The following is a 26,125-nucleotide window of genomic DNA, read 5'->3' as shown; positions in this document are numbered from 1 at the left end:
TTCAGAAACCGAGGTTGTGATGAAACTGCGCGGACTCTACGCCATCACCGACAGCCAACTGCTCGACGGCGGCCGCCTGCTGCCCTACGTCGAAGCCGCCCTGAAAGGCGGTGCACGCCTGCTGCAGTATCGAGACAAGTCCACCGACGCCTCGCGCCGCCTGCGCGAAGCCGAGGCACTGCGGGAACTGTGCGAGCGCTTCGGCGCCACGCTGCTCATCAACGACGACGCCGAACTGGCCGCGCGCCTGGGCGTCGGCGTACACCTCGGGCAGACTGACGGCTCGCTGGCGGCCGCCCGCGCCCTGCTCGGCCGCCAGGCGGTGGTCGGCGGCACCTGTCACGCCAGCCTGGAGCTGGCCCAACAGGCCGTCGCCGAGGGCGCCAGCTACGTCGCTTTCGGCCGCTTCTTCAATTCCCAGACCAAACCCGGCGCGCCATCCGCCAGCGTCGAACTGCTGGAGCAGGCGCGCGAGCGCTTCCCGCAGGTTCCGCGCGTCGCCATTGGCGGCGTCACCCTCGACAACGCGCCCGAGCTGATCGCTCGCGGCGCCGACCTGATCGCCGTGATCCACGCCTTGTTCGCCGCCGATACGCCGGCACAGGTCGAGCAGCGTGCCCGCGCCTTCAGCCAACTCTTCGAAACCCGCTGAGCGCGCCCGCGCGCCCGGCACCCGACAGCTTCGCGAGGTACACATGTCCCGTTCCGAAACGCTTTTCGCCAATGCCCAGAAACACATCCCCGGTGGCGTGAACTCGCCGGTGCGCGCGTTCAAGAGCGTCGGCGGCACCCCGCTGTTCTTCAAGCACGCGGAAGGCGCCTACGTCGTGGACGAGGATGACAAGCGCTATGTCGACTACGTCGGCTCCTGGGGCCCGATGATCCTCGGCCACAGCCACCCGGACGTGCTCGACGCCGTTCGCAAACAGCTCGACCACGGCCTGTCCTACGGCGCTCCGACCGCTCTGGAAGTGGAAATGGCCGACCTGGTCTGCTCCCTGGTGCCGTCGATGGACATGGTGCGCATGGTCAGCTCCGGCACCGAAGCCACCATGAGCGCCATCCGCCTGGCCCGTGGCTACACCGGCCGCGACAGCATCATCAAGTTCGAAGGCTGCTACCACGGCCACTCCGACAGCCTGCTGGTGAAGGCCGGCTCCGGCGCCCTGACCTTCGGCGTACCGAACTCCCCGGGCGTGCCGGCGGCCTTCGCCAAGCACACCCTGACCCTGCCGTTCAACGACATCGCCGCCGTCGAGAAGACCCTCTCCGAAGTCGGCAAGGAAGTGGCGTGCATCATCGTCGAACCGGTCGCCGGCAACATGAACTGCGTTCCGCCCGCACCGGGCTTCCTCGAAGGCCTGCGCCGCCTGTGCGACCAGCACGGCGTCGTGCTGATCTTCGATGAGGTGATGACCGGCTTCCGCGTCGCCCTGGGCGGCGCCCAGGCCCATTACGGCATCACCCCGGACCTGTCGACCTTCGGCAAGATCATCGGCGGCGGCATGCCGGTGGGCGCCTTCGGCGGCAAGCGCGAAATCATGGAGCAGATTTCCCCGCTCGGCCCCGTCTACCAGGCAGGCACCCTGTCGGGCAACCCGCTGGCGATGGCCGCCGGACTGACCACCCTGCGCCTGATCAGCCGTCCCGGCTTCCACGACGAGCTGACCACCTACACCAGCCGCATGCTGCAGGGTCTGCAAGAGCGCGCTGACGCCGCCGGCGTGCCCTTCGTGACCACCCAGGCGGGCGCCGCCATGTTCGGCCTGTACTTCACCGGGGCCGACGATATCGTCACCTTCGAAGACGTAATGGGCAGCGATGTGGAACGCTTCAAGCGCTTCTTCCACCTGATGCTGGACGGCGGTGTATACCTGGCGCCAAGCGCGTTCGAGGCCGGCTTCACCTCCATCGCCCACGGCGAAACCGAGCTGAAGCTGACCCTCGATGCCGCCGAGCGCGCTTTCGCCGCTCTCAAGTAAGCCCCCGCGAAGGCGCCCGGTCGGGCGCCTTCCGCCCAGCCTTGCCTTTATTCCCCCGTTACACTCGCCCCCTCCGCAGCCGTCATTTCCAGCTAAAAAACAGAAAAGAAGGTAAAGACTTTGTAAGGAGGCGTCGGCTTATTTCATAATGTGAAAGCCGGCGCATTTCGCTGGCCGGGTTTTACCCGCCCCGATTCTGGAGGCCGTTTCTCCCCATGTACCGCTCCGGTCGTAATTTGCTGCTCGGCTGCCTGTTGCTCACCTTTCCCCTGTTGACTCAGGCAGGTGGCAATTCGCTGCTGATTCCGGCGACCGGGCGCTGCACGCTCAATACCGTTCCGGAACAGCTGCAACAGGCCCTGGCCAGTTGCCAGCAGGCCGCCAACGGCGGTGACGCGGAAGCACAGTACGAACTGGGCGACTTCTTCTACACCGGCGAGCGCGCCCCGCGCGACTTCCAGGCCGCACTGCACTGGTTCGAGAAAGCCTCGCTGCAAGGCCACGCCAACGCGCAACTGCGTCTGGGCACCATGTTCTTCCGTGGCGAAGGCGTGAAGGCCAACAACGTGCAGGCGTACATCGTATTGAAGATGGCGGCGGTCAATGGCGCCGAAGATGCGATGGACAGCGCCGACCTGGTCGCCGAGCAGATGAACAAGGACGAGCTGGATATCGCCACCAAGGTGCTCGGCCAGATCTTCCGCAACTACCTGATCGAACTGCAGACCGCCGGCAACACGCCGTTCTCGCCGCTGCCCTAGGCGGCTGACCGCTCCTCGTAGCGGCGCCAGGCACTGTCGAAGAAGTACAGCGCCCCTACCGCGCAGAGCAGTCCCAACGGGAATGCCAGGTAGTTGTCACGCCTGCGGCGCTCGGCGATATCCTCGAACGAACGCACGCTGACATTCGGCGCGACCAGCTTCCACACCGCGACGCCGCCGCGTTCCGACGGCTGAGCGAAGTACACCGTGATCGGAGCGGCGGACTGCAAGTGCGAGAGCACGCGTGGAAACTCGCCCCAACTGGCGGCATAGACAAAGCGCGGATCATGGCCGTTCAGACGGAACGAGAGCCCGCCCTTCGAAGTCTCGAGCCAGGTGACGCGCCCTGTCGCCGATTGCAGCGACGCGGGATCGGGAATGCCGCGCTGCGGGGAATTGCCGAAGATCAACCAGCAACTCGCCGTCAGCAACGCAACCGCCAGTGCGGCTGGTCGCAGCCACGCACTCGCAAGGCGCAGCGACAGGTCAGTTGTCCTTGCCTGGCATCGGCATGGGGAACGGCATCACATTGCCGCTGGGCTTGGCTTCACTGATCTTGGCCGTGCCCAGGCGCTCGACTTCATCAATGCGAATGATCGAGTGCAGCGGCACGAAGCTGCGGATAACGCCGTCGAACTGCGCCTTGAGCTTTTCCTCGCTGGGGTCGACCACTACCTGGGTGCGCTCGCCGAAGACGAACTCCTCGATTTCCAGGAAGCCCCACAGATCGCTCTGGTAGATCTGCTTGGCGTACATCTCGTACACCTGGCCCTGATTGAGGAAGACCACCTTGTAGATCGGGTTCTCGCGCTTGCTCATGAACGAAGGATGACAGCTTTGCAAAAAGGGCACGCAGCATAGCACAGGCGGCCGTGGTTAACTCGCAGCCGCTGGCAGATGCGTGCTTCGAAGCATATAATGCGCGGTCATTTTTTAACCAACCCACAAATACCCGATGGCCAAGAAGCTTTTCATCCAGACCCACGGCTGCCAGATGAACGAGTACGACAGTTCGCGCATGGCTGATCTGCTGGGTGAACATCAGGCCCTGGAAATCACTGAGAAGCCTGAAGAAGCCGACGTGATCCTGCTAAATACCTGCTCGATTCGCGAAAAAGCCCAGGAGAAAGTCTTCTCCGAGCTGGGCGCCTGGCGCGCGCTCAAGCAGCAGAATCCGAACCTGGTGATAGGCGTCGGCGGCTGCGTGGCCAGCCAGGAAGGCGCGGCGATCCGCGAGCGAGCGCCCTACGTCGATGTGGTGTTCGGGCCGCAAACCCTGCATCGCCTGCCGGAAATGATCGACGCCGCCCGCACCACCCGCAAGCCGCAGGTGGACGTATCGTTCCCGGAAATCGAGAAGTTCGACCGCCTGCCCGAGCCACAGGTGAATGGCCCGACCGCCTTCGTCTCGGTGATGGAAGGCTGCAGCAAGTACTGCACCTTCTGCGTGGTTCCCTACACCCGGGGCGAGGAAGTCAGCCGACCGTTCGACGACGTACTGGCCGAGGTGATCCACCTGGCCGAGAACGGCGTCAAGGAAGTCACCCTGCTGGGCCAGAACGTCAACGGCTACCGCGGCGCAACCCACGACGGCCGCATCGCCGACTTCGCCGAGCTGATCCGCGTGGTCGCCGAGGTCGATGGCATCGAGCGCATCCGCTACACCACCTCACACCCGCTGGAATTTTCCGACGCACTGATCGCCGCGCACGCCGAAGTGCCGCAACTGGTGAAGTTCGTCCACCTGCCGGTACAAGCGGGCTCCGACCGCATTCTCGCAGCGATGAAACGCAACCACACCGCGCTGGAATTCAAGTCGCGCATCCGCAAGCTGAAGGCCGCAGTGCCGGACATCTGCATCAGTTCGGACTTCATCGTCGGCTTCCCCGGCGAGACCGACAAGGACTTCGAGCAGACCATGAAGCTGGTGGAAGATGTCGGCTTCGACTACTCCTTCACCTTCATCTACAGCTCGCGTCCGGGTACCCCGGCCGCCGACCTGGTGGACGACACCCCCGAGGAAGTGAAGAAGCAACGCCTGCTGATTCTCAACAGCCGCCTGCAACAGCAGGGTTTCGAGATCAGCCGGAGGATGGTCGGCACGGTGCAACGCATCCTCGTGACCGACTACTCCAAGCGCGACCCCGGCCAACTCCAGGGCCGCACGGAGAACAACCGCGTGGTCAATTTCCGCAGTGACAATCCGCGCCTGATCGGCCAGTTCGTCGATGTGGAAATCTACGAGGCGCTGCCCAACTCGCTGCGCGCCCATCTCGTGGATGAAACCCGCCACTGAAGCCCGCCCCGGCGCCCGAGCTTTCGCACTCGGGCTACTGGAGTTATCCTTCGGCCATTCCCTTTTAGCAACACGGCGACTTAGACAGCACCTTGAACGCCCCTCTGGATATTCACCGCTTCATCCTGGAACCCTTCGATGCTCGCAGCTTCGCCAATCTGTGCGGGCAGTTCGACGAGCATCTGCACCAGATCGAGAAACGCCTGGACATCGAGATCCGCAACCGCGGCAACCAGTTCGAACTGGTCGGTGATCCCTTGCGCACCCAGGCGGCCGAAAACCTTCTGCAGCGCCTCTACCGCGAGGCACAGAGCGGCACCGAGCTGACCCCGGACATGGTTCATCTGTTCCTGCAGGAGTCCGGCCTGGAAGACCTGGCCGCCGAGCCCGCCGCCCCGCTGGTGACGCTGAAGACCCGCAAGGCGCACATCCGCCCCCGCGGCGCCAACCAGCAGCGCTACGTGAAGTCGATCCTCGATCACGACATCAACTTCGGCATCGGCCCGGCAGGCACCGGCAAGACCTACCTGGCGGTGGCTTGCGCCGTGGATGCCCTGGAGCGCGAGCAGATCCGCCGCATCCTGCTGGTGCGCCCGGCGGTCGAGGCTGGCGAGAAGCTCGGCTTCCTGCCTGGCGACCTGTCGCAAAAGATCGACCCCTACCTGCGCCCTCTGTACGACGCGCTGTACGAGATGCTCGGTTTCGAAACCGTGGCCAAGCTGATCGAACGGCAGGTCATCGAAGTCGCGCCGCTGGCCTACATGCGCGGCCGCACACTGAACAACAGCTTCATCATCCTCGACGAAAGCCAGAACACCACCATCGAGCAGATGAAGATGTTCCTCACGCGCATCGGCTTCGGCTCCACCGCGGTGATCACTGGCGACGTAACCCAGGTCGACCTGCCGCGCGGCACCCGCTCGGGCCTCAAGCATGTGATGGAAGTGCTGCGCGACGTACCCGGCATCAGCTTCACCCATTTCAAGTCCAAGGATGTCGTACGCCACCCACTGGTGCAGCGCATCGTCGATGCCTACGAGGCCTACGAAAATCGCCTGCACGGCAACGAAGGCGGCAAGAATGCTTGAACTGGACCTGCAGCTCGCCTCCGAGGCGAGCGGCCTGCCGGGCGAAGCCGACTTCCGCCGCTGGTGCGAACTGGCCCTGCGCCAGCGCCAGAACGACTCGGAACTGACCATCCGCCTGGTCGACGAACCGGAAGGACGCGAGCTCAATCGCACCTGGCGGCACAAGGACTACGCCACCAACGTCCTGTCCTTCCCTGCCGACGTGCCCGACGAACTCCTGGACATCCCACTGCTCGGCGACCTGGTGATCTGCGCACCCGTGGTCACCCGCGAAGCCGCCGAGCAGGGCAAATCCCCCGAGGCCCACTGGGCCCATCTCGTCATCCACGGTTGCCTGCATCTGCTCGGCTACGATCACATCGAAGACGCCGAAGCCGAAGAAATGGAAAACCTGGAACGAGAGTTGCTGGCCGAACTGGGTCACCCGGACCCATACGCGGCCGATGAAGAATAAAAGCCACTGAGCAAGGAAAGATGAGCGAAGACCGATCGAGCAATGGGCACAAGTCGTGGTTGGACAAGATCACCCAGGCTTTTGCCCATGAGCCGAGAAACCGCCAGGAGCTGCTGGAGCTGCTGCGCGAAGCCCACGACAACAAGCTGCTCGACAGCGAGGCGCTGTCCATCGTCGAGGGGGCGATTCAGGTCGCCGACCTGCAAGTACGGGACATCATGGTCCCGCGTTCGCAGATGATCTCCATCAAATCGACGCAAACTCCCCGAGACTTTCTCCCCGCCATCATCGATGCCGCTCACTCGCGCTATCCGGTGATCGGAGAGAGTCTGGACGACATCATGGGCGTCCTGCTGGCCAAGGATCTGCTGCCGCTGATCCTCCACGACCAGAACCATGCCTTCAACATCAGAGACCTGCTGCGCCCGGCGACCTTCGTGCCGGAGTCCAAGCGACTGAATGTGCTGCTGCGCGAGTTCCGTGCCAATCGCAACCACATGGCCATTGTCATCGACGAATACGGCGGCGTGGCGGGCCTGGTTACCATCGAGGACGTGCTGGAGCAGATCGTCGGCGACATCGAGGACGAGCACGACGTCGAGGAAGACAGCTACATCAAGCCATTGCCCAGCGGCGACTTCATCGTCAAGGCACTGACCCCGGTGGAAGCCTTCAACGACTTCTTCGGCGCCGAATTCTCCGATGAAGAATTCGACACCATCGGCGGTGTAGTCATGAGTGCCTTCGGCCACCTGCCCAAGCGCAACGAAACCACCGAGCTGGGCGGTTTTCGCTTCCGTGTGCTCAATGCCGACAGCCGCCGCCTGCACCTCCTGCGTCTGACCCCACTGCAGGACTGATGCACCGCTCCCTGCCCTGCGCATGCGCAGGGCAGGGACCTCCCGGTCCCCGCTCGCCAGAAAGAGCTCGCACCGGGCCTGGCACCGGCTCAGTACCGCAACATTCCGCCGCAGACGACTCATGGCTTTTGGCCCGCATCCCCATAGCCTACCGTTCGTCTCTCCATTACTCTTGCGCATCGCTCAACCGGTTCAAGGATTCCCGATGCGCTGGATCACACGTCCCGGCCTGCCAGGCCATCTGCTGGCACTCGTCGCTGGCGCGCTCACCCCACTGGCCCTGGCTCCGTTCGGCTACTGGCCGCTGGCGCTGCTGTCTCTCGCCCTGTTCTATCTCGGCCTGCGCGGCACCACACCCGGCTCCGCACTGTGGCGCGGCTGGTGGTACGGCTTCGGCGCCTTCATTGCCGGCACCAGCTGGATCTACTTCAGCATCCACGATTTCGGCGGTGCCTCCGGCCCGCTGGCGGCCTTCCTGGTGATCGGCTTCAGCGCCGGCGTCGCCTTCTTCTTCGCCCTGCCCGCCTGGGTCTGGGCACACCTGTTCCGGCGCAATAACGCGCCGATCAGCGATGCACTCGCATTCGCCGCGCTATGGGTCGTGCTGGAGCTGTTCCGCAGTTGGTTCCTCACCGGCTTCCCCTGGCTCTACGCCGGCTACAGCCAACTGCACGGCCCGCTGGCCGGGCTGGCGCCGCTGGGTGGCGTATGGCTGGTCTCGTTCAGCATCGCTCTGAGCGCGGCGCTGATCATCAACTTCCCCGCCCTTACCCTGCGCCCTGCGCGGCTGATCATCGGCCTCGTGCTGCTGGCGGCGCCCTGGGCAGTCGGCATCGCCTACAAGGGGCACGCCTGGACCACCCCGGCCGGCGCACCACTGAAGGTGGCGGCGCTGCAGGGCAACATCGCCCAGGAAATGAAGTGGGATCCGAAAGCGATCACCCACCAACTGGAGCTGTACCGCGACCTGACTGCGGCGCAGAGCGATGTCGACCTCATCGTCTGGCCGGAAACCGCCGTCCCCGTCCTGAAGGATCAGGCCACCAACTACCTGGGCATGATCAACGGGGTCGCCACCGCCAGGAAGGCAGCGCTGATCACCGGTGTGCCGGTGCGCCAGAAGAGTGCCGACGGCGTGCGCTACTACAACGGCATCACCGTGGTCGGCGAAGGCAGCGGCGACTACCTGAAACAGAAGCTGGTGCCTTTTGGCGAGTACGTGCCGATGCAGGACGTACTGCGCGGCCTGATCGCCTTCTTCGACCTGCCCATGTCCGATTTTGCCCGCGGCCCGGCGGACCAGCCGCTGCTCAAAGCCAAGGGTTACGCCATAGCGCCGTACATCTGCTACGAAGTGGTTTACCCGGAATTCGCCGCCGGCCTGGCGGCACAGAGCCAACTGCTGCTTACCATCAGCAACGACGCCTGGTTCGGCACGTCCATCGGCCCCCTGCAGCATCTGCAGATGGCCCAGATGCGCGCCCTCGAAGCTGGCCGCTGGATGATCCGCGGCACCAACAACGGCGTCACCGCGCTGATCGATCCGCACGGCAACCTCGCTGTGCAGATTCCACAGTTCCAGCAAGGTGTGCTGCACGGCGAAGTGGTGCCGATGCAGGGCCTGACGCCGTATCTGAAGTGGCGCGTCTGGCCGCTGGCGACACTTGGCACAGTGTTGCTGGTCTGGGCGCTGGTACGCCGCCGGACGCATCCGGAAGAGCGCCGGCTGTTCGGCTGATTCCCACGAACAGGGCCTCGCAAGAGGCCCTGTTCATTCTCGCGCCAGTAGGACTCCCACTGGCGCAGGCTGAGGCACGAGCCGGTCAGCGGTAGAACAGCCGATATCCGACCAGCCCGATCGCTTCATTGAGCAGTTGCCCGCTCTGCCAGATCGCGCGGCTTTCCGGCAGCCAGCCGCCCATCGGCACGGCATCGTCGACACCGATGTAGCCAGACGGCGCCGGCACGACCTCCAGGCCAGCCCTCTCAAAACTCCACAGCGAACGCGGCATATGGGCCGCATTGGTGACCAGAACCACGCGGCGGATGCCGGCATCGCGCAGCATCCGGGCACTGAATTGTGCATTCTCCCACGTGGTGCGGCTACGCCCTTCTTCCCAGCGCACCGGCACGCCATAGTCGTCCAGCAGGCTCTGCGCCATGATCCGCGCTTCGGAAGGCGGCGTGCCGTAGTGCAGGCCACCGGAAGTCAGCACCGGCAGGCCGCTGGCCTTGGCCAGGCGAGCGGCGTAGCGCAGGCGCTCGCGGGCCATCAGGCCGGGCTGATCCTCGCCCCAGGCGCGGTCGCCGCGCACCCGCCCGGCACCCAGCACCACGATGGCGTCGGCGCGCTGCGCCAGAACGGACCATTGGGTCGGTTCAAGCGGAGGCTGCCGTTCCAGTTGCCGGGCAGCCCATTCGACCGTCACCGGCAGGCTCATTACCAGCAGGCCGGAAAAGCCCGCGAAGAAACACAGCACGGAAAAGCGCGGATAGCGGCGGCGCAGCAAAAAACCCAGGAGCAGCAGCAGAAGCAGCAGCCCCGGCGGCATGAAAAGCTGTTTGAGGATGAAGCGGACAGGCATCGGCGGCTCCTTGGGGAGCGCCAAAGACTAACGGATCGTGTGGGTATCAGCGCGATTTCGCGTTGCGGAACAACTGTGAACCGCAGGACGTGCAGGGCAGCACGCCCTGGCTGCGACTCCACGCAACCGGCGTACCGCACAACGCGCATTGCAGCGTCTGCGGATGCGGCACCAGGCGGGGGCGGCTGGGCGGCGTGGGATGGCGCGAGGGACGCGGGGGACGTACCGGGTTGCGCTCGAGCAACGCCAACTCCTGCGCGGCGGCATGCCAGCCGCGCAACCAGTTCACATCCTGATCGAGATAGGCCCGGATCAACTCCATCTCCGCACTGCTCAATCCGCGCAACTCCAGCTCCACGGGGCACTCGTCACGTAATCGCTCGGCGGTATCGGCTTCATCCAGAGCCAGCGCGAGTCGTTGCAACAACCGCTCATAAAGACCGGAACCCGAAGCACTTGCGCGATGCAGTTCAGCCATCAGTCACCTCAAGACAGGCGGAAACCTCCCGCCCTCAGCCAAAGCTTAGCGGGCCACCCCGTGGCACACCGAACGTGCGACAAACGGCGCGGGCTACCGGCTCGGGGAGGGGTCATGTATGCTACGAGGCTTTCTGTAGCCGCCCGGCCCGTGTCTTCTCAGGGGCCGGCGCAGCGGAGGGCGACTCGACCTCCCCGGCCACACAATTCTTTTCCCGTACAGGTTCAGATCGCGCCATGCACGAGCAATACCAGCCTCTCGAGGTCGAATCCCAGGCCCAGAACTTCTGGAACGAACACAACTCCTTCCGCGTCGACGAAGTCGCTGGCAAGGAGAAGTTCTATTGCCTGTCGATGTTCCCGTATCCGAGCGGCAAGCTACACATGGGGCACGTGCGCAACTACACCATCGGTGACGTGATCAGCCGCTACCACCGCATGCAGGGCAAGAATGTCCTGCAGCCGATGGGCTGGGACGCATTCGGCATGCCGGCGGAAAACGCCGCGATGAAGAACAACGTCGCACCGGCGGCCTGGACCTACGACAACATCGCCTACATGAAGTCCCAGCTGAACAGCCTGGGCCTGGCCATCGACTGGTCCCGCGAAGTCACCACCTGCAAGCCAGACTACTACCGCTGGGAACAATGGCTGTTCACCCGCCTGTTCGAGAAGGGCGTGATCTACCGCAAGAACGGCACCGTGAACTGGGACCCGGTCGACCAGACCGTACTGGCCAACGAGCAGGTCATCGACGGCCGTGGCTGGCGTTCGGGCGCGCTGATCGAGAAGCGCGAAATCCCGATGTACTACTTCAAGATCACAGCCTACGCCGAAGAGCTGCTGTCCAGCCTCGACGACCTGCCGGGCTGGCCCGAGCAGGTCAAGACCATGCAGCGCAACTGGATCGGCAAGTCCCGCGGCATGGAGATCGCCTTCCCCTATGACCAGGCCTCCATCGGCGAAGCCGGCCAATTGAAGGTCTTCACCACCCGTCCGGACACCCTGATGGGCGCCACCTACGTCGCCGTGGCCGCCGAGCACCCGCTGGCCACACTGGCCGCCCAGCGCGACCCGTCGCTGCAGGCGTTCATCGACGAGTGCAAGCGCGGCGGCGTGGCCGAGGCCGACATCGCCACCCAGGAGAAGAAAGGCGTTGCCACTTCCCTGTTCGTCGAACACCCGCTGACCGGCGACAAATTGCCGGTGTGGATCGCCAACTACGTCCTGATGACCTACGGCGAAGGCGCCGTGATGGCCGTTCCGGGGCACGACGAACGCGACTTCGAATTCTCCAACAAGTACGGCCTGCCGATCGTCCAGGTCATCGCCAAGGTCGAAGGTGACAACGACTTCGAGCCGGGCACCTGGAAAGAGTGGTACGGCCTGAAGGACGACAGCGTCCGCACCATCAACTCCGGCAAGTACGACAACCTCGGCTACCAGGCCGCATTCGACGCCATCGGCGCCGATCTCGCCGCCAAGGGGCTGGGCCAGCAGCGTACCCAGTTCCGCTTGCGCGACTGGGGCATCAGCCGCCAGCGCTACTGGGGCTGCCCGATCCCGATCATTCATTGCGACGCCTGTGGCGACGTACCGGTCCCGGCCGACCAGTTGCCGGTCGTGCTGCCCGAAGACGTGGTGCCGGACGGCGCCGGCTCACCGCTGGCCAAGATGCCCGAGTTCTACGAGTGCAACTGTCCGAAATGCGGCCAGCCGGCCAAGCGCGAAACCGACACGATGGACACCTTCGTCGAGTCCTCCTGGTACTTCGCCCGCTACGCCTGCCCGCAGTTCGAAGATGGCATGCTGGACAAGAAGGCCGCCAACTACTGGCTGCCGGTCGACCAGTACATCGGCGGCATCGAGCACGCCATTCTCCACCTGCTCTATGCGCGCTTCTTCCACAAGCTGATGCGCGACGAGGGACTGGTCGACTCCGACGAGCCGTTCAAGAACCTGCTGACTCAGGGCATGGTGGTCGCCGAGACCTACTACCGCACCACTGCCAACGGCGGCAAGGACTGGTTCAACCCGGCTGACGTCGAAGTCGAGCGCGATGCCAAGGCCAAGGTCATCGGCGCGCGCCTGAAGACCGACGGCCAGCCGGTAGAAATCGGTGGCACCGAGAAGATGTCCAAGTCCAAGAACAACGGTGTGGACCCGCAGGCAATGATCGATGCCTACGGCGCCGATACCTGCCGCCTGTTCATGATGTTCGCCTCGCCGCCGGACATGAGCCTGGAGTGGTCCGATTCCGGCGTCGAAGGTGCGAGCCGCTTCCTGCGCCGCGTCTGGCGCCTGGCCCAGGCCCACGTCAGCGCGGGTCCGGCCGGCGCGGTCGACAAGTCCGTTCTCGACGACGCGCAGAAGGCCATCCACCGCTCCATCCACCTGGCTATCCGCCAGGCCAGCCAGGACGTGGGCCAGCATCACAAGTTCAATACTGCCATCGCTGCCGTGATGACGCTGATGAACGTGCTGGAAAAGGCCCCGACGGCTACCGACACCGACCGCGCACTGCTGCAGGAAGGCCTGGAGACTGTCACCCTGCTGCTCGCCCCGATCACCCCGCACATCTGCCATGTGATCTGGCAGGAGCTGGGCAAGGATGGCGCAGTGATCGACGCCAACTGGCCGCAGGTCGACGAAGCAGCCCTGGTGCAGGACAGCCTGCAACTGGTAGTTCAGGTCAACGGCAAGCTGCGCGGCCACATCGAAGTGCCGGCCAGCGCCAGCCGCGAAGATGTGGAAGCCTCGGCGCGCGCCAACGAGAACGTGCTGCGCTTCACCGATGGCCTGACCATTCGCAAGGTGATCGTGGTTCCGGGCAAGCTGGTCAATATCGTGGCCAACTGAACCGACGCTGGAAATGACGCATTCGCCCGTGGCACCTTTGCCTGGGGCACCCCGGATCAACAGGAGTGAGGGAAGCTTGATGAAACGTATCCTGACCAGCCTCGCGCTGATCGGCCTGGCCACCGTGCTGACCGCCTGCGGTTTCCACCTGCGCGGCCTGGGCGATACGAACTTTGCGCTCAAGGAAGTCGACCTGACCGCGCGCAACGCATACGGCGAAACGGTCAAGGATCTGAAGCAACTGCTCGAAGGCAGCGGCGTCAAGGTCATCTCCCGCGCGCCTTACCACGTCATCCTCGCCCGCGAGGACGTGACGACCCGTACCGTCAGCTACACCAGCTCGGCACGCAGCGCGGAAAACCAGCTCACCAACACCCTGGACTACGAGATCCGCGGTGCCAACGACCTGCTGCTGCTCAACGGCCAGGTACAGGTGCGCAAGGTCTACGTGCAGGACGAGAACAACCTGATCGGCTCCGACCAGGAAGCTACGCAGATCCGCGAGGAAATGCGCCGCGACCTGGTGCAGCAGATGGCCATGCGCCTGCAGATGATCACCCCGGCCCAACTGGATGACCTGCAGCGCAAGGCGGAAGCCAAGGCCAAGGCCGAAGCGGATGCCATGAAGGCCGCGGAAGAGGCGCAAAAAGCCCAGCCGCAGCAGTCGCCGATCGAATTCCCGAAAGCCGAGTGACAGACAGGGGCCGGACACACCGGCCCCTTTTTCATCATGAAGCTGAATCCCGGACAACTCGCCAAGCACCTGCAGGGCAACCTTGCCGCAGTCTATGTCGTCAGCGGCGACGAGCCCCTGCTTTGCCAGGAAGCCTGCGACGCCATTCGCACAGCCTGCCGCGAGCGCGACTTCGGCGAGCGCCTGGTGTTCAACGCCGAAGCCAATTTCGACTGGGGCCAGCTCCTGGAAGCCGGCGCCAGCCTTTCGCTATTCGCCGAAAAGCGCCTGATCGAACTGCGCCTGCCGTCCGGCAAGCCCGGCGACAAGGGCGCCGCGATCCTCCTGGAGTACCTGCAGCGCCCGCCGGAGGACACAGTCCTGCTGGTCAGCCTGCCGAAGCTTGACGGCAGCACCCAGAAGACCAAATGGGCCAAGGCACTGATCGACGGCGACGTCGCCCAGTTCCTGCAAATCTGGCCGATCGACGTGCACCAGTTGCCGCAATGGATTCGCCAGCGACTCTCCCAGGCCGGGCTCGCTGCCAGCCAGGAAGCGGTGGACCTGATCGCCACCCGGGTGGAAGGCAACCTGCTGGCCGCCGCTCAGGAAATCGAAAAACTCAAGCTGCTGGCCGACGGCCAGCAGATCGACGCCGCCACCGTTCAGGCTGCGGTCGCCGACAGCGCACGCTTCGACGTTTTCGGCCTGATCGATGCCGCCCTCGGCGGTGAAGCAGCCCACTGCCTGCGCATGCTCGAAGGGCTGCGCGGCGAAGGGGTAGAACCGCCAGTAATTCTCTGGGCCCTGGCCCGGGAAATCCGCGTGCTGGCCAGCCTTGCCCAACAGTTCGGCCAGGGCGTGCCGCTGGAGAAAGCCTTCAGCCAGGCTCGGCCGCCAATCTGGGACAAGCGCCGCCCACTGATGACACGTGCCCTGCAGCGCCATTCCGCCAGCCGCTGGAACCAGATGCTGCAGGACGCCCAGATAATCGATGCGCAAATCAAGGGACAAGCGGCAGGCAGCCCCTGGAACGGCCTCGCCCGCCTAGCACTGCTGGTCGCCGGTCAGCGCATCAGCCTGCCGTCGGCCTGATCACTCCCACTCCCGCACCTGGCGCACCTCCACGCAGCCCAGCCGCCCCGGCGGAATTTTCGCGGCGATGCGCTGGGCTTCCTCCATATCCTTCGCCTCGATCAGGTAGAAGCCGCCAAGTTGCTCCTTGGTTTCGGCAAACGGTCCATCGGTGATCGATAGCTGCTCACCCTGCCCTCGCAGCGTCCTGCCGGTCGGCGTCGGCAACAGCGCGTTGGCCGCGATGTAATTGCCACTGCGGCGCAACTGCTCGCTGTAGGTCATGCACTCGTCGACGATACCGCGCAGTTCGGCTTCCGGCACTTGAGCCGCCTTGCGCTCATCGAAATAGATCATGCAGAGATACTTCATCGTCCTTGCCTCTCGTCGTCATGCGAACACGGCTAGGTTAGCCGCGAATGGCAAAGGCGGGCGGCAAGGATTTGTACCGTCCGTCCCGGAAGATGGACATCCGTACCAAACAGGCCGATGATGCGCGCGCCCGGTTCGCGGGCGGCAATCGACGAGGAAATCGCTATGACGAAGAAAAGCAAGCGGCCGAACAAGGCCAAATCCCTGATCGCGCAGCCACTGTTCCGCAGCCGCCAGGAACAGCCACTCAAAGGCAAAGGCAGCTACCGCCGTGAAGCCTCCCGCAACTGGGAGGCTTCTTCGCTTCTGGCGGCCTGAAATACCAGAAAAGCTGAACTACCACCGCTCTTCCGCTTTCAACCGGACAGCCACATGCCAGGAGGTCCGTCATGAAAGCCCAGCTCATTGCCGCCGCCCTCATCCTTCCGTTCAGCCTTGGCGCCCATGCGTTCTGCACCGATCAGGAAGCCGAAGCCAAGGGCAAACAAGTCGCGGCCAAGGTCAACGAAGTCACCCGCAGCGATCCGCAGCGCGCGCAGAAACTCAACGAAAAGCTCGCCGACATGAAGAAGTCCCGCTCCAGCGAGGAACGCCCGGACGATTGCGCCGCCTATGACGAGATGCTCAAGGAACTGAGCCAGAGCGCGCCGAAAGTCGACCAGGAAACCGGCGCCAAGCCGAAACCTTAGTACCGGCCTGGCTTCCGTCAGGGTTTTGAGCGCACAGGGAATTTTCCCTAGTCGCCGCCATCGAATCCATGAGCCCCCGCAGATGCCTGACGCAGACGCGTCGCAGCGGCCATGTTAAGGTGGCCGCTCGCCTGCCAGTCCCCGAGGAGAGCAATGCGCAAGCCTGTTTCACCCGTTTTCGGCCAACGCTGCCTGCTCGCTGCCGCCCTGTCGCTGGCCGCCTTCGGCCTGCTGTCCTCCTGTGCCGAGGCGCCTCCCAAGGGCTCGGCTTCCACCACCACCCAGGCGCCACCAACGCAGAGCTTCGCGCAGTGGCGCGACGGCTTCCGCGCCCAGGCCCTGGCGGCCGGTATCAGTGCGCAGACATTCGATCGCGCCTTCGACGGGATCCAGCCGGATGACGCCGTCGTCACCGCCGATCGCAGTCAGCCGGAGTTCACCAGGCCAGTCTGGCAATATCTGGATTCCGCCGTGTCGCCGGCACGGGTACGCAGCGGCCAGGCCCGGCTACAGGAGAACGCAGCGGCGCTGCAGCGCATCGACGCCACCTACGGTGTGGACCAGGAAGCCGTCGTGGCGATCTGGGGGATGGAGAGCAACTTCGGGGCGCAGATGGGCAGCAAGAACGTAATCCGCTCGCTCGCCACCCTGGCCTACGAGGGTCGGCGCCCGGATTTCGGCCGCGACCAACTGATCGCCGCCCTGCAGATCCTCCAGCATGGCGATGTCCCCGCACACTACATGATCGGCTCGTGGGCCGGCGCAATGGGCCAGACGCAGTTCATTCCCACCACCTACAACCGATACGCGGTGGACTTCGACGGCGACGGTCGCCGCGATATCTGGGGCTCATCCAGCGATGCGCTGGCCTCCACTGCCAACTATCTGCACGCCTCCGGCTGGCAGCGCGGCCTGCCCTGGGGCTTCGAGGTGCGTCTGCCGCCAGGCTTCGATTACTCGCAGGCGGAGATGAGCATCCGCAAGCCGTTGGCCGAATGGCAAAGCCTCGGCATCCAGCCGCTCTCCGGTACGCTCCCCAGCGTGGGCACCAGCATGTCGCTGTTGCTGCCGGCAGGCTATCGCGGCCCGGCGTTCCTGGTGACGGACAACTTCCACGCCATCCTCAAATACAACAACTCCAGTTCCTATGCCCTGGCCGTCGGCCTGCTCGCGGATAGCTTCAAGGGCGGTGGCCAGCTCGTTGGCCGCTGGCCAGTGGGCGACGCACCGCTCAGCCGCAGCGAGCGCATCGAGCTGCAACAGAGTCTGGCTGCCCGCGGCTTCGCGCCGGGCAGTGCGGATGGGATCATCGGTGCCAACACCCGCCAGGCAATCCGTGTGTACCAGAAGTCCATCGGACTGCCGGCGGATGGCTACCCGACAGAGGAGTTGCTCGGTCGGCTACGCAAGAATCCCTGAACGAAAAAGGCGCCCGAAGGCGCCTTTTTCATACAGCTTCAAACGGTGCGGATCAGCCGATCTTGTTACCGTGTGCCTGCTGATCGGCGTGGTACGACGAGCGCACCAGCGGACCGGAAGCGACGTTCTTGAAGCCCATTTTCGCACCTTCCTCGGCAAACCAGGCAAAGGTGTCCGGGTGCACAAAGCGCTGTACCGGCAGGTGGTTACGCGAGGGCTGCAGGTACTGGCCAAGGGTCAGCATGTCGATATCGTGCTCGCGCATGCGGTGCATGACCTCGATGACTTCCTCGTCGGTCTCGCCCAGGCCGAGCATCAGGCCGGACTTGGTCGGAACGTGCGGCACCATCTGCTTGAACTTCTGCAGCAGGTCCAGCGACCACTCGAAATCCGACCCCGGGCGCGAGGACTTGTACAGGCGCGGTACGGTTTCCAGGTTGTGATTGAACACATCCGGCGGCTCGTTGGCGGTGATTTCCAGTGCGATATCCATGCGGCCACGGTAGTCGGGAACCAGAGTTTCCAACTGGATGCCAGGGGACAGCTTGCGGATTTCGCGCAGGCAGTCGGCGAAGTGCTGAGCGCCGCCGTCGCGCAGATCGTCGCGGTCCACCGAGGTGATCACCACGTACTTCAGGCGCAGGTCGGCGATAGCGATAGCCAGGTTGGCCGGCTCATCCACATCCAGCGGCTTCGGGCGTCCGTGGCCAACGTCGCAGAACGGGCAGCGACGGGTGCAGATATCCCCCATGATCATGAAGGTGGCAGTGCCGCCGGAGAAGCATTCCCCCAGGTTCGGGCAGGACGCCTCTTCACAGACGCTGTGCAGCTTATGCTTGCGCAGCAATTGCTTGATGCGGTCGACCTCGGGCGAAACCGGAATGCGCACGCGAATCCAGTCGGGCTTCTTCGGCAGTTCGTCGGTGGGAATGATCTTCACCGGAATGCGCGCCACTTTCTCGGCGCCACGCAGTTTGACACCGACTTCCACCTTGCCCGGCTTGGCCGCTGCAGGCTGGCCGGCATTCTCCACAACAGTGCTCATCTAGGTTGGATCCCGCCCGTTAGGGTCTTCTGTTCAGCATAGCCAAGGCGCTCGACAAGTTCGCAACGCAGGCGCTCGCGCACATCGGCCAGAGTGATGGGGCCGGCCAGCTCACGCAGCTGGGTCATGGCCATGCCTGCGTAGCCGCAGGGATTGATGCGACGGAAAGGCTCCAGGTCCATGTCAACGTTCAGCGCCAGACCGTGGAAGGACCGGCCGTTACGAATACGCAGACCAAGGGATGCGATCTTCGCGCCCTCGACATAGACGCCAGGAGCATCGGGTTTGGATACGGCTTTCACACCAAAACTGTCGAGCAGGCCAATCAGGCTGTCCTCGATCCGCGTGACCAGCTCGCGCACGCCGATGCCGGAGCGGCGCACGTCCAGCATCAGGTAGGCGACCAGTTGACCGGGGCCGTGGTAGGTGACCTGGCCGCCGCGATCGACCTGCACAACCGGAATGTCGCCGGGAAGCAGCACATGCTCGGCCTTGCCAGCCTGGCCCTGGGTGAACACCCGCTCGTGTTCGAGCAGCCAGACTTCATCGGGGGTGGTGGCATCGCGCTCGGCGGTGAAACGCTGCATGGCATGCCACGTAGGCTCGTAGGGCAACAGCCCCAGCTCGCGAAAGCCCAGCGTATTCGAGCCAGGCTCCCTCATCAGAGCACCATGTGGACGCGGCCGGTGTCGCGCAGATCTTTGTGGATATTCTGCAATTGCTCGACCCCGGTGGCGGTGATCAGTACCTGGACGGACAGGAAGCGGCCGTTGCGGCTGTCACGGGTCACGAGGGTAGCGACGTCGAGGTCGGGGGCGTGACGCTGGATGACTTCGATGATCAGGTCGGCGAAGCCTTCACCGGCGTCACCGATGACCTTGATCGGATAGCGTTCGCAGGGGAACTCGATCTTCGGCGCGGGCTGGTCTGAGGTATCGATGGTATCGGTGGTGTCGGTCATGGCAATCGCGGGCGGGTGGCCCGCCTCCGCATGAGCGTCCAGGGTCGGGACGCTCCGGGTGGATCGGACGACGGCTGCCTGGCCACGAGAGAGCCGGGCAGTCGCAGGCGAGGCATTTTACCCGAGTTTGCGACTGCGCGGGCGGATCAATCCCGGTCTTGTATACAAAAGTGCAAGACCGGGATGGGCGGTCAGTTGAACAGACCGTAGAAGAACAGGCGGATACTGTCCCAGATGCGGCGGAAGAATCCACCTTCCTCGACGGCGTTCAGCGCCACCAGGTCGGAAGTGCGGACGACCTTGTCACCCAGCTTGACCTCGACCTTGCCGATGACCTGGCCCTGCTGGATCGGCGCCATCAGGTTCGGCTCGACCACCATGTTGGCCTGCAGTTGCTTGAGCTGGCCACGCGGTACGGTCATGGTCAGGTCTTCGGACAGACCTGCCTTGACTTCGTGGTCCGCCCCCTTCCAGACCATCGCCTTGGTCAGTTCGGCGCCCTTCTTGTAGAAGGTCTGCGATTCAAAGAAGCGGAAGCCGTAGGTCAGCAGCTTCTGGGTTTCGGCGGCGCGGGCCTGCTCACTATTGGTGCCGAACACCACGGCGATCATGCGCTGGCCGTCGCGCACGGCGGATGCCACCAGGCAATAGCCGGCCTCATCAGTATGACCCGTCTTCAGGCCGTCGACGGTCTTGTCGCGCCACAGCAGAAGGTTGCGGTTGGGCTGCTTGATGTTGTTCCAGAGGAACTCCTTCTGCGCGTAGATAGCGTAGTGGGTCGGCTCGCCGTAGATGATGGCGCGGGCGAGGATAGCCATGTCCTTGGCGGACGAGTAGTGGTCCGGGTTGGGCAGCCCGGTGGCGTCCATGAAGTGGGAATTGGTCATGCCCAGCTTCTGCGCGGTAGTGTTCATCATGTCGGCGAAGGCGTCTTCGCTACCGGCGATGTGCTCGGCCAGAGCGACGGAGGCATCGTTGCCGGACTGGATGATGATGCCGTGCAGCAGGTCGCTCACCGAAACCTGGGAACCGACCTTGATGAACATGCGCGAACCGCCGGTACGCCAGGCGTGCTCACTGACGGTAACCATGTCGGATTCGGCGATGCGGCCGCCTTCGATTTCCTTGGTAGCGATGTAGGCGGTCATCAGCTTGGTCAGGCTGGCGGGCGGCAGTCGCTCGTCGCCAGCGTTCTCGACCAGGATGTTGCCGCTGGCGCCGTCCATCAGGACCCAGGCTTTGGCCGCCAGTTGCGGCGCGGCGGGAACGACTTCAGCGGCCCAGCTGGCCACGGGGGCGCTGAGCAGCACGAGCAATGACAGGCGTTTGGCGAAGTTGAAGATGTTCATCCGTCTCTCTGGGGTTCACTAATGGTCAAACAATCCCTTTTGGGGAATTCATGCTGCGGCCTCTGCGTGCCGCTGCTACCGGTGCGATGGAGTCTCAGTCCAGGCGCACCAGCTTGGGTTGGCCAAGATTGGCCACGCGGATGCTGTCCTGCATCCGAGTCGCTTCATCCTGCGTTCCGATCGGTCCCAGGCGCACTCGGTACAAGGTCTGCTGGTTGACCACGACCGAGCTGATAAAGGTCTTGGCTCCCGTCAGGCCGCCGACCTTCTCCTTGAGAAGTTCCGCAGCGTCCGGGTTGGCGAAGGCACCCACCTGGAGATACAGGCCATCGGCTGGTAATGAAGCGTTTTTTTTTGAGTCGATCAGAACCGGCGCCACAGGCGCTGCGTGCTGCGCGGGTGGCGGCGTGTAGGTTTCGATGGGTTGCGACATGGCCACGGCCTGCGGTTGCGCAGCGGCCGGCTGCTGCGGAGCCATCTTCGGCTGCGCCAGCACCATCGGCATGGAGCGCCCCTGGGCAGCCCACCAGCGGTCGGGATCGATACCTTCGACCTTGACTCGCGCGGTGCCGGTTTCGGCGTAGCCGAGCTTCTTCGCGGCGGCGAAGGACAGGTCGATCACCCGGTCGGAATAGAACGGACCACGGTCGTTGACCCGCACGATCACGCTCTTGCCGTTGTCCAGGTTGGTCACCCGCACATAGCTGGGCAGCGGCAGGGTCTTGTGCGCCGCGGTCATGCCGTACAGGTCGTACTGCTCGCCGTTGGCGGTGGCCTGCCCGTGGAACTTGGTGCCGTACCAGGACGCGGTGCCGACCACGTTGTAGGTACGCGCATCGTTCATTGGGTAGTAGGTCTTGCCCAGCACGGTATAGGGGTTGTTCTTCACCGGCCCGTTATGGCGCATCGGTACTGCATCAGGAATGCGCGACACGTCCACATCCCACCACGGCGCGCCGTCGCGGTGCGGGCGGTTGTAATCCATCGGCCCGGAGATGCCACCGCTGCCAGGCGTGGACTGCGGCGCCCGGCTACTGGTGCAGCTGGCGAGGAACACGGCGGTGAGGCCGATGCAGGCGGCCGCGGACCAGAGGCCGGGACTGCTGATTCGCTTGTTCAATGGACACCTCGCGCGCGAGCGATCTCGCCGGCCAACTGATGGACCGCCATAGCGTACATGGCGCTGCGGTTGTAACGGGTGATCACATAGAAGTTCGGCAGGCCAACCCAATACTCGGTGCCCTGCTCGCCCTCCAGACGCATGGCGGTGACCATCAGGTCGTCGCGCAGCACGTCATGAGTACGCCAGCCCTGGGCGCGCAGCTGGCTGAGGTTCATCTGCGGCTCCAGCCCCTGAGTGAGCGCGTCTTCCGCCGTGGAAGTGCCCAGCTCGGCCTGAGACACCACCGGTTCGCCGGTGTGCCAGCCGTGCTGCTTGAAGTAGTTGGCGACGCTGCCGATGGCATCGGTCGGGTCGCTCCAGATATTGATATGGCCGTCGCCGTCGAAATCCACGGCATAGGCGCGGAAGCTGCTCGGCATGAACTGCGGCAGACCCATCGCACCAGCATAGGAGCCGGTGAGGCTGAGCGGATCGACCTGCTGCTCGCGGGCCAGGAGGAGGAACTGCTTGAGTTCCTTGCGGAAGAAGTCGGCACGCGGCGGGTAGTCGAAACCCAGGGTGGAGAGCGCGTCCATCACCTTGAAGTTGCCGGTATTGCGGCCGTAAACGGTTTCGACCCCAATGATCGAAACGATGTATTGCGCGGGAACGCCGTATTCCTTCTCGGCGCGGGCCAGGGCCTCGGCGTTCTGGTTCCAGAACTCGACGCCACGGCTGATGCGCGCATCGGTGACGAAGATGGGGCGGTACTCCTTCCAGGTTTTCACGCGTTCGGCGGGGCGGGAGATGGCGTCGAGGATCGACTGCTTGCGCTCCACGTCATGGAAAAGTGCCATCAGCTGCTCGCCGGCGAAGCCGTAATCGCGAGTCATCTCGCTGACGAACTCCGCGACCTGGGGCGAGCCATCGTAGTCGCCCGCGGCAGCGGCACCGGACACGCCGATCGCCCCCGCGAGTCCGACCCAATGCATTCCCCTGGCTGCCCATGCGCGCAGTACTTGCATTCCTTTCTTCACTCTTGTCATCAAACCTGGGCGATCCACTTGCGATGGGTATGGATCGACATCAAAACCCCGAACCCTGACATCAGGGTCACCAGCGAAGTTCCGCCATAACTAATGAAAGGCAGCGGAACCCCCACCACTGGCAACAAGCCGCTGACCATACCAATGTTGACGAACACATACACGAAGAAGGTCATGGTGATACTGCCGGCGAGCAACTTGCCGAACAGCGTCTGCGCCTGCGTGGTGATCACCAACCCCCGGTAGATCACCAGCAGATACAGCACCAGCAGGAGGCAAACCCCAACCAGGCCGAACTCTTCGCCGAGCACGGCAATGATAAAGTCCGTATGGCTTTCCGGCAAAAAATCCAGATGAGACTGCGTACCCAGCAACCAGCCCTTGCCGAACACGCCGCCCGAGCCGATGGCCGCTTTCGACTGGATGATGTTCCAGCCGGTACCCAGCGGGTCGCTCTCGGGGTCGAGGAAAGTCAGCACGCGCTGCTTCTGGTAGTCGTGCATCACGAAGTACCACATCGCCACCGCCACCGGTACCGCGGCCGACACGGCCATGACGATCCAGCGCCAGCGCAGGCCGCCGACGAACAGCACGAAGGCCCCGGACGCCAGCACCAGCATCGCGGTGCCCAGGTCGGGCTGCTTGAGGATCAGCACGAAGGGTACGACGATCATCGCCAGCCCCACCACGCTGTGCTTGAAGCCAGGCGGCAAGGCGCGCTTGGACAAGTACCAGGCAATGGTCATGGGCATGAGGATCTTCATAAACTCCGCCGGCTGGAAACGGATCACCCCGGGGATGTTGATCCAGCGCGTCGCCCCCATCGCGTTGTGGCCCATCACGTCCACCACCACCAGCAGCGCCACGCCGATCAGGTAGCCCAGCGGCACCCAGCGGGCGAGGAAGCGCGGTTCGATCTGGGCGATGACGAACATCGCGCCCAGGCCCAGGCCGAACGACGTAGCCTGCTTGATCAGCAGGTCCCAGCTCTTGCCGCTGGCGGAATAGAGGACGAACAGGCCGACCGCCCCCAGGGTCAGCAACAGGAGCAGCAGGAGTCCGTCGATATGCAGGCGCTGCAGCAGGCTGGAGCGTCGCTTCATCACGTCTTCGCTGGACAGTGTGCGGTCGAAGTTGCTGTTCATGGCTTGGGCGCCTCTGCCGCCACCTGGGGAGCGTACTCAGGCTTGAGCTTGCCGTTCTCGTCGAGCAGCCAGGCATCGGTCACGGCCTTGAGCACGGGTGCGGCGACACCGGAGCCGGACTCACCGTTCTCCACCATCACCGCCACCGCGATCTGCGGGTTGTCTGCGGGCGCGAAACCAACGAACAGAGCGTGGTCGCGGTGCCGCTCATTGAGCTTGGAACGGTCGTATTTCTCGCCCTGCTTGATCGCGACCACCTGCGCCGTACCGGACTTGCCGGCGATACGGTAGACCGATGTAGCGCCGACCTTGTGCGCGGTACCGCGAGGCCCGTGGACCACCTGCTGCATACCGTAGTCGACGAGGTTCCAGTTGTTGGGGTCTTTCAGGATGATGTCGGGCATCGGCTCGGGATCGACCGGCGGCTTGCCGTCGATAGTCTTGGCCAAGTGCGGACGGATCCATCTGCCCTTGTTGGCGAGCAGGGCAGCCATTTGCGCCAATTGCAGCGGCGTGGCCTGCATGTAGCCCTGGCCGATGCCGAGAATCAGCGTTTCGCCCGGGAACCATGCCTGGCGGCGCACGGCGCGTTTCCACTGGCGCGACGGCATCAGCCCTTCCGCTTCGCCGAACATATCCAGGGCAACGCGCTGGCCGAAGCCGAACTCGCTCATGTAGTCATGCAGGCGATCGATGCCGAGCTTGTGGGCAAGGTCGTAGAAGTAGGTATCGTTGGAGCGCATGATCGCGGTCTCCAGGTTTACCCAGCCATCGCCCATGCGGTTCCAGTTGCGGTACTTGTGATCGTAGTTGGGCAACTGATAGTAGCCGGGGTCGAACACACGGCTGGCGGGCGTAACCACGCCGGCGTCTAGACCGGCGATGGCCACCGCCGGCTTGACCGTTGAACCGGGCGGATAGAGGCCACGCAGCACGCGGTTGTAGAGCGGGCGGTCCTCGGAGTCGCGCAGGGAGGCGTAATCCTTGAAGCTGATGCCGGTGACGAACAGGTTGGGGTCGTAGCTCGGCTGGCTGACCATCGCCAGCACATCGCCGGTGGACGGCTGGATCGCCACGATCGCGCCGCGACGTCCGGCCAGGGCCTCCTCGGCCTTGGCCTGCAGCTTGCTGTCGATACTCAGTACGATGTCACGGCCGGACACCGGCTCGGTACGCTTGAGCACGCGCAGCACGCGGCCACGGGCGTTGGTCTCGACTTCCTCGTAACCCACGGTGCCGTGCAGCTCGTTCTCGTAGAACTTCTCCACGCCTGTCTTGCCGATGTGGTGGGTGCCGGAATACGCCACCGGGTCGAGCTTCTTCAACTCGGACTCGTTGATCCGTCCGACATAACCGACCGAGTGGGCGAAATGCTCGCCCAGCGGGTAATGGCGCACGAACTGCGCCGCCACGTCGACGCCGGGCAGGCGGTACTGGTTGACCGCAATGCGGGCGATCTGTTCTTCGGACAGCTCGAACATGATCGGCACCGGCTCGAACGGCCGCCGGCCCTGCTTCATGCGCTTCTCGAAGATGGCCTTGTCTTCCTCGGTGAGGCCGAGGATATCCACCAGGGTCTTGAGAGTGTCCTGCAGGCTCTCGGTACGCTCGCGGGTGATGGTCAGGCTGAAGCTGGGGCGGTTGTCCGCGATGATCACGCCGTTGCGATCGAAGATCAGCCCTCGGTTGGGCGGGATCGGCTGGACGTGGACACGGTTGTTCTCCGACAGCGTCGAGTGATAGTCGTACTGTGTCACCTGCAGGTGATACATGCGCGCGACGAGCACCAGCGCCAGCAGGAAGATCGCCACCGCGCCGACGATGACGCGGGCACGGACCAGGCGGGCGTCCTTCTCGTGGTCCTTGAGCTGTATCGGCTGCGGCATCG

Annotated in this window: 27 protein-coding genes; 14 read left to right on the top strand and 13 right to left on the bottom strand. The window is 64.1% G+C overall.

What is annotated here, in order from left to right; translation table 11 throughout:
* Positions 1-19 precede the first annotated feature (19 nt).
* The 3 genes from thiE (at position 20) to OU419_RS03920 (ending at position 2,743) form a co-directional block, all read left to right on the top strand.
* Positions 20-652 carry a thiamine phosphate synthase gene (gene thiE / locus OU419_RS03930; RefSeq protein ID WP_254471289.1) on the top strand — a complete coding sequence of 211 codons (633 nt, stop codon included), beginning with the start codon at positions 20-22 and terminating at the stop codon, positions 650-652.
* Positions 653-695: 43 nt separating this feature from the next.
* The gene (hemL, locus tag OU419_RS03925; RefSeq protein WP_254471290.1) at positions 696-1,982 is read left to right on the top strand and encodes a glutamate-1-semialdehyde 2,1-aminomutase; all 1,287 of its coding nucleotides are present in this window, start codon (positions 696-698) and stop codon (positions 1,980-1,982) included.
* A 215-nt stretch (positions 1,983-2,197) separates the two neighbouring features.
* A complete protein-coding gene (locus tag OU419_RS03920) occupies positions 2,198-2,743 on the top strand; it encodes a tetratricopeptide repeat protein (protein ID WP_254471291.1) in 546 nt (181 codons plus the stop codon).
* Here the strand turns inward: OU419_RS03920 and OU419_RS03915 are convergent.
* Together OU419_RS03915 and OU419_RS03910 are read right to left on the bottom strand one after the other, a co-directional pair.
* Positions 2,740-3,153 carry a hypothetical protein gene (locus tag OU419_RS03915; RefSeq protein ID WP_254471292.1) on the bottom strand — a complete coding sequence of 138 codons (414 nt, stop codon included), beginning with the start codon at positions 3,151-3,153 and terminating at the stop codon, positions 2,740-2,742. The genes OU419_RS03920 and OU419_RS03915 overlap by 4 nt on opposite strands.
* 76 nt (positions 3,154-3,229) lie before the next feature.
* A complete protein-coding gene (locus OU419_RS03910; RefSeq protein WP_138216935.1) occupies positions 3,230-3,562 on the bottom strand; it encodes a DUF1820 family protein in 333 nt (110 codons plus the stop codon).
* A 136-nt stretch (positions 3,563-3,698) separates the two neighbouring features.
* Here OU419_RS03910 and miaB point away from each other — a divergent pair, with 136 nt between their 5' ends.
* The 5 genes from miaB (at position 3,699) to lnt (ending at position 9,179) form a co-directional block, all read left to right on the top strand.
* Positions 3,699-5,039 (top strand): tRNA (N6-isopentenyl adenosine(37)-C2)-methylthiotransferase MiaB, encoded by a 1,341-nt coding sequence (gene miaB / locus OU419_RS03905; RefSeq protein ID WP_254471293.1) that lies wholly within the window; start codon positions 3,699-3,701, stop codon positions 5,037-5,039.
* A 92-nt stretch (positions 5,040-5,131) separates the two neighbouring features.
* Positions 5,132-6,127, top strand: a complete 996-nt coding sequence (locus tag OU419_RS03900) for a PhoH family protein (protein WP_254471294.1) — start codon at positions 5,132-5,134, stop codon at positions 6,125-6,127.
* Entirely contained in the window at positions 6,120-6,581 is a 462-nt protein-coding gene (gene ybeY, locus OU419_RS03895) for an rRNA maturation RNase YbeY (RefSeq protein ID WP_254471295.1), read from the top strand. The genes OU419_RS03900 and ybeY overlap by 8 nt, the downstream gene beginning before the upstream one ends.
* A 20-nt stretch (positions 6,582-6,601) precedes the next feature.
* Entirely contained in the window at positions 6,602-7,441 is an 840-nt protein-coding gene (locus OU419_RS03890) for an HlyC/CorC family transporter (protein WP_254471296.1), read from the top strand.
* 205 nt (positions 7,442-7,646) lie between these two features.
* On the top strand, positions 7,647-9,179 hold the full coding sequence (gene lnt / locus OU419_RS03885) for an apolipoprotein N-acyltransferase (RefSeq protein WP_254471297.1): 1,533 nt from the start codon (positions 7,647-7,649) through the stop codon (positions 9,177-9,179).
* Positions 9,180-9,264: 85 nt separating this feature from the next.
* Here the strand turns inward: lnt and OU419_RS03880 are convergent, their stop codons facing one another.
* The gene (locus OU419_RS03880; RefSeq protein WP_254471298.1) at positions 9,265-10,026 is read right to left on the bottom strand and encodes a YdcF family protein; all 762 of its coding nucleotides are present in this window, start codon (positions 10,024-10,026) and stop codon (positions 9,265-9,267) included.
* Between the two features lie 46 nt (positions 10,027-10,072).
* Positions 10,073-10,504 (bottom strand): hypothetical protein, encoded by a 432-nt coding sequence (locus tag OU419_RS03875; RefSeq protein WP_254471299.1) that lies wholly within the window; start codon positions 10,502-10,504, stop codon positions 10,073-10,075.
* A gap of 236 nt (positions 10,505-10,740) precedes the next feature.
* Between OU419_RS03875 and leuS the strand changes: the two genes are divergently transcribed.
* From leuS to holA, 3 genes are all read left to right on the top strand, one after another.
* Positions 10,741-13,362: a leucine--tRNA ligase gene (leuS, locus tag OU419_RS03870; RefSeq protein WP_254471300.1), complete on the top strand. Its 2,622-nt coding sequence runs from the start codon at positions 10,741-10,743 to the stop codon at positions 13,360-13,362.
* Between the two features lie 79 nt (positions 13,363-13,441).
* Entirely contained in the window at positions 13,442-14,056 is a 615-nt protein-coding gene (locus OU419_RS03865; protein WP_254471301.1) for an LPS-assembly lipoprotein LptE, read from the top strand.
* Between the two features lie 36 nt (positions 14,057-14,092).
* Positions 14,093-15,130, top strand: a complete 1,038-nt coding sequence (gene holA, locus OU419_RS03860; protein ID WP_254471302.1) for a DNA polymerase III subunit delta — start codon at positions 14,093-14,095, stop codon at positions 15,128-15,130.
* On the opposite strand, the gene OU419_RS03855 is transcribed toward holA, so the two are convergent.
* The gene (locus tag OU419_RS03855) at positions 15,131-15,481 is read right to left on the bottom strand and encodes a YciI family protein (RefSeq protein ID WP_254471303.1); all 351 of its coding nucleotides are present in this window, start codon (positions 15,479-15,481) and stop codon (positions 15,131-15,133) included. It lies immediately after the preceding gene.
* Between the two features lie 165 nt (positions 15,482-15,646).
* Here OU419_RS03855 and arfA point away from each other — a divergent pair, with 165 nt between their 5' ends.
* From arfA to OU419_RS03840, 3 genes are all read left to right on the top strand, one after another.
* The gene (arfA, locus tag OU419_RS03850; RefSeq protein ID WP_254471304.1) at positions 15,647-15,799 is read left to right on the top strand and encodes an alternative ribosome rescue factor ArfA; all 153 of its coding nucleotides are present in this window, start codon (positions 15,647-15,649) and stop codon (positions 15,797-15,799) included.
* Between the two features lie 71 nt (positions 15,800-15,870).
* Positions 15,871-16,170 carry a hypothetical protein gene (locus OU419_RS03845; protein ID WP_254471305.1) on the top strand — a complete coding sequence of 100 codons (300 nt, stop codon included), beginning with the start codon at positions 15,871-15,873 and terminating at the stop codon, positions 16,168-16,170.
* Between the two features lie 153 nt (positions 16,171-16,323).
* Positions 16,324-17,589, top strand: coding sequence for a lytic murein transglycosylase (locus OU419_RS03840; RefSeq protein ID WP_254471306.1), 1,266 nt, complete (start codon positions 16,324-16,326; stop codon positions 17,587-17,589).
* Between the two features lie 52 nt (positions 17,590-17,641).
* On the opposite strand, the gene lipA is transcribed toward OU419_RS03840, so the two are convergent.
* The 8 genes from lipA to mrdA form a co-directional block, all read right to left on the bottom strand.
* Positions 17,642-18,634 carry a lipoyl synthase gene (gene lipA, locus OU419_RS03835; RefSeq protein ID WP_254471307.1) on the bottom strand — a complete coding sequence of 331 codons (993 nt, stop codon included), beginning with the start codon at positions 18,632-18,634 and terminating at the stop codon, positions 17,642-17,644.
* Positions 18,631-19,296 (bottom strand): lipoyl(octanoyl) transferase LipB, encoded by a 666-nt coding sequence (gene lipB, locus OU419_RS03830; protein ID WP_254471308.1) that lies wholly within the window; start codon positions 19,294-19,296, stop codon positions 18,631-18,633. Before lipB ends, lipA begins: the two co-directional genes overlap by 4 nt.
* Positions 19,296-19,595, bottom strand: a complete 300-nt coding sequence (locus tag OU419_RS03825) for a DUF493 domain-containing protein (protein ID WP_254471309.1) — start codon at positions 19,593-19,595, stop codon at positions 19,296-19,298. The genes lipB and OU419_RS03825 overlap by 1 nt, the downstream gene beginning before the upstream one ends.
* 191 nt (positions 19,596-19,786) lie before the next feature.
* The gene (locus OU419_RS03820; protein ID WP_254471310.1) at positions 19,787-20,944 is read right to left on the bottom strand and encodes a D-alanyl-D-alanine carboxypeptidase family protein; all 1,158 of its coding nucleotides are present in this window, start codon (positions 20,942-20,944) and stop codon (positions 19,787-19,789) included.
* Between the two features lie 94 nt (positions 20,945-21,038).
* Complete coding sequence (locus tag OU419_RS03815) at positions 21,039-22,064, bottom strand: septal ring lytic transglycosylase RlpA family protein (RefSeq protein ID WP_254471311.1); 1,026 nt, start codon at positions 22,062-22,064, stop codon at positions 21,039-21,041.
* Entirely contained in the window at positions 22,061-23,083 is a 1,023-nt protein-coding gene (mltB, locus tag OU419_RS03810; RefSeq protein ID WP_254471312.1) for a lytic murein transglycosylase B, read from the bottom strand. The genes OU419_RS03815 and mltB overlap by 4 nt, the downstream gene beginning before the upstream one ends.
* Before the next feature lie 8 nt (positions 23,084-23,091).
* Complete coding sequence (gene rodA / locus OU419_RS03805; protein ID WP_254471417.1) at positions 23,092-24,195, bottom strand: rod shape-determining protein RodA; 1,104 nt, start codon at positions 24,193-24,195, stop codon at positions 23,092-23,094.
* Between the two features lie 38 nt (positions 24,196-24,233).
* Positions 24,234-26,123, bottom strand: a complete 1,890-nt coding sequence (gene mrdA / locus OU419_RS03800; protein ID WP_254471313.1) for a penicillin-binding protein 2 — start codon at positions 26,121-26,123, stop codon at positions 24,234-24,236.
* Between the last annotated feature and the right edge of the window lie 2 nt (positions 26,124-26,125).

The organism is Pseudomonas triclosanedens, from assembly GCF_026686735.1.
Taxonomy (GTDB): domain Bacteria; phylum Pseudomonadota; class Gammaproteobacteria; order Pseudomonadales; family Pseudomonadaceae; genus Pseudomonas; species Pseudomonas triclosanedens.
This window is presented reverse-complemented; position numbering and strand designations above follow the sequence as displayed.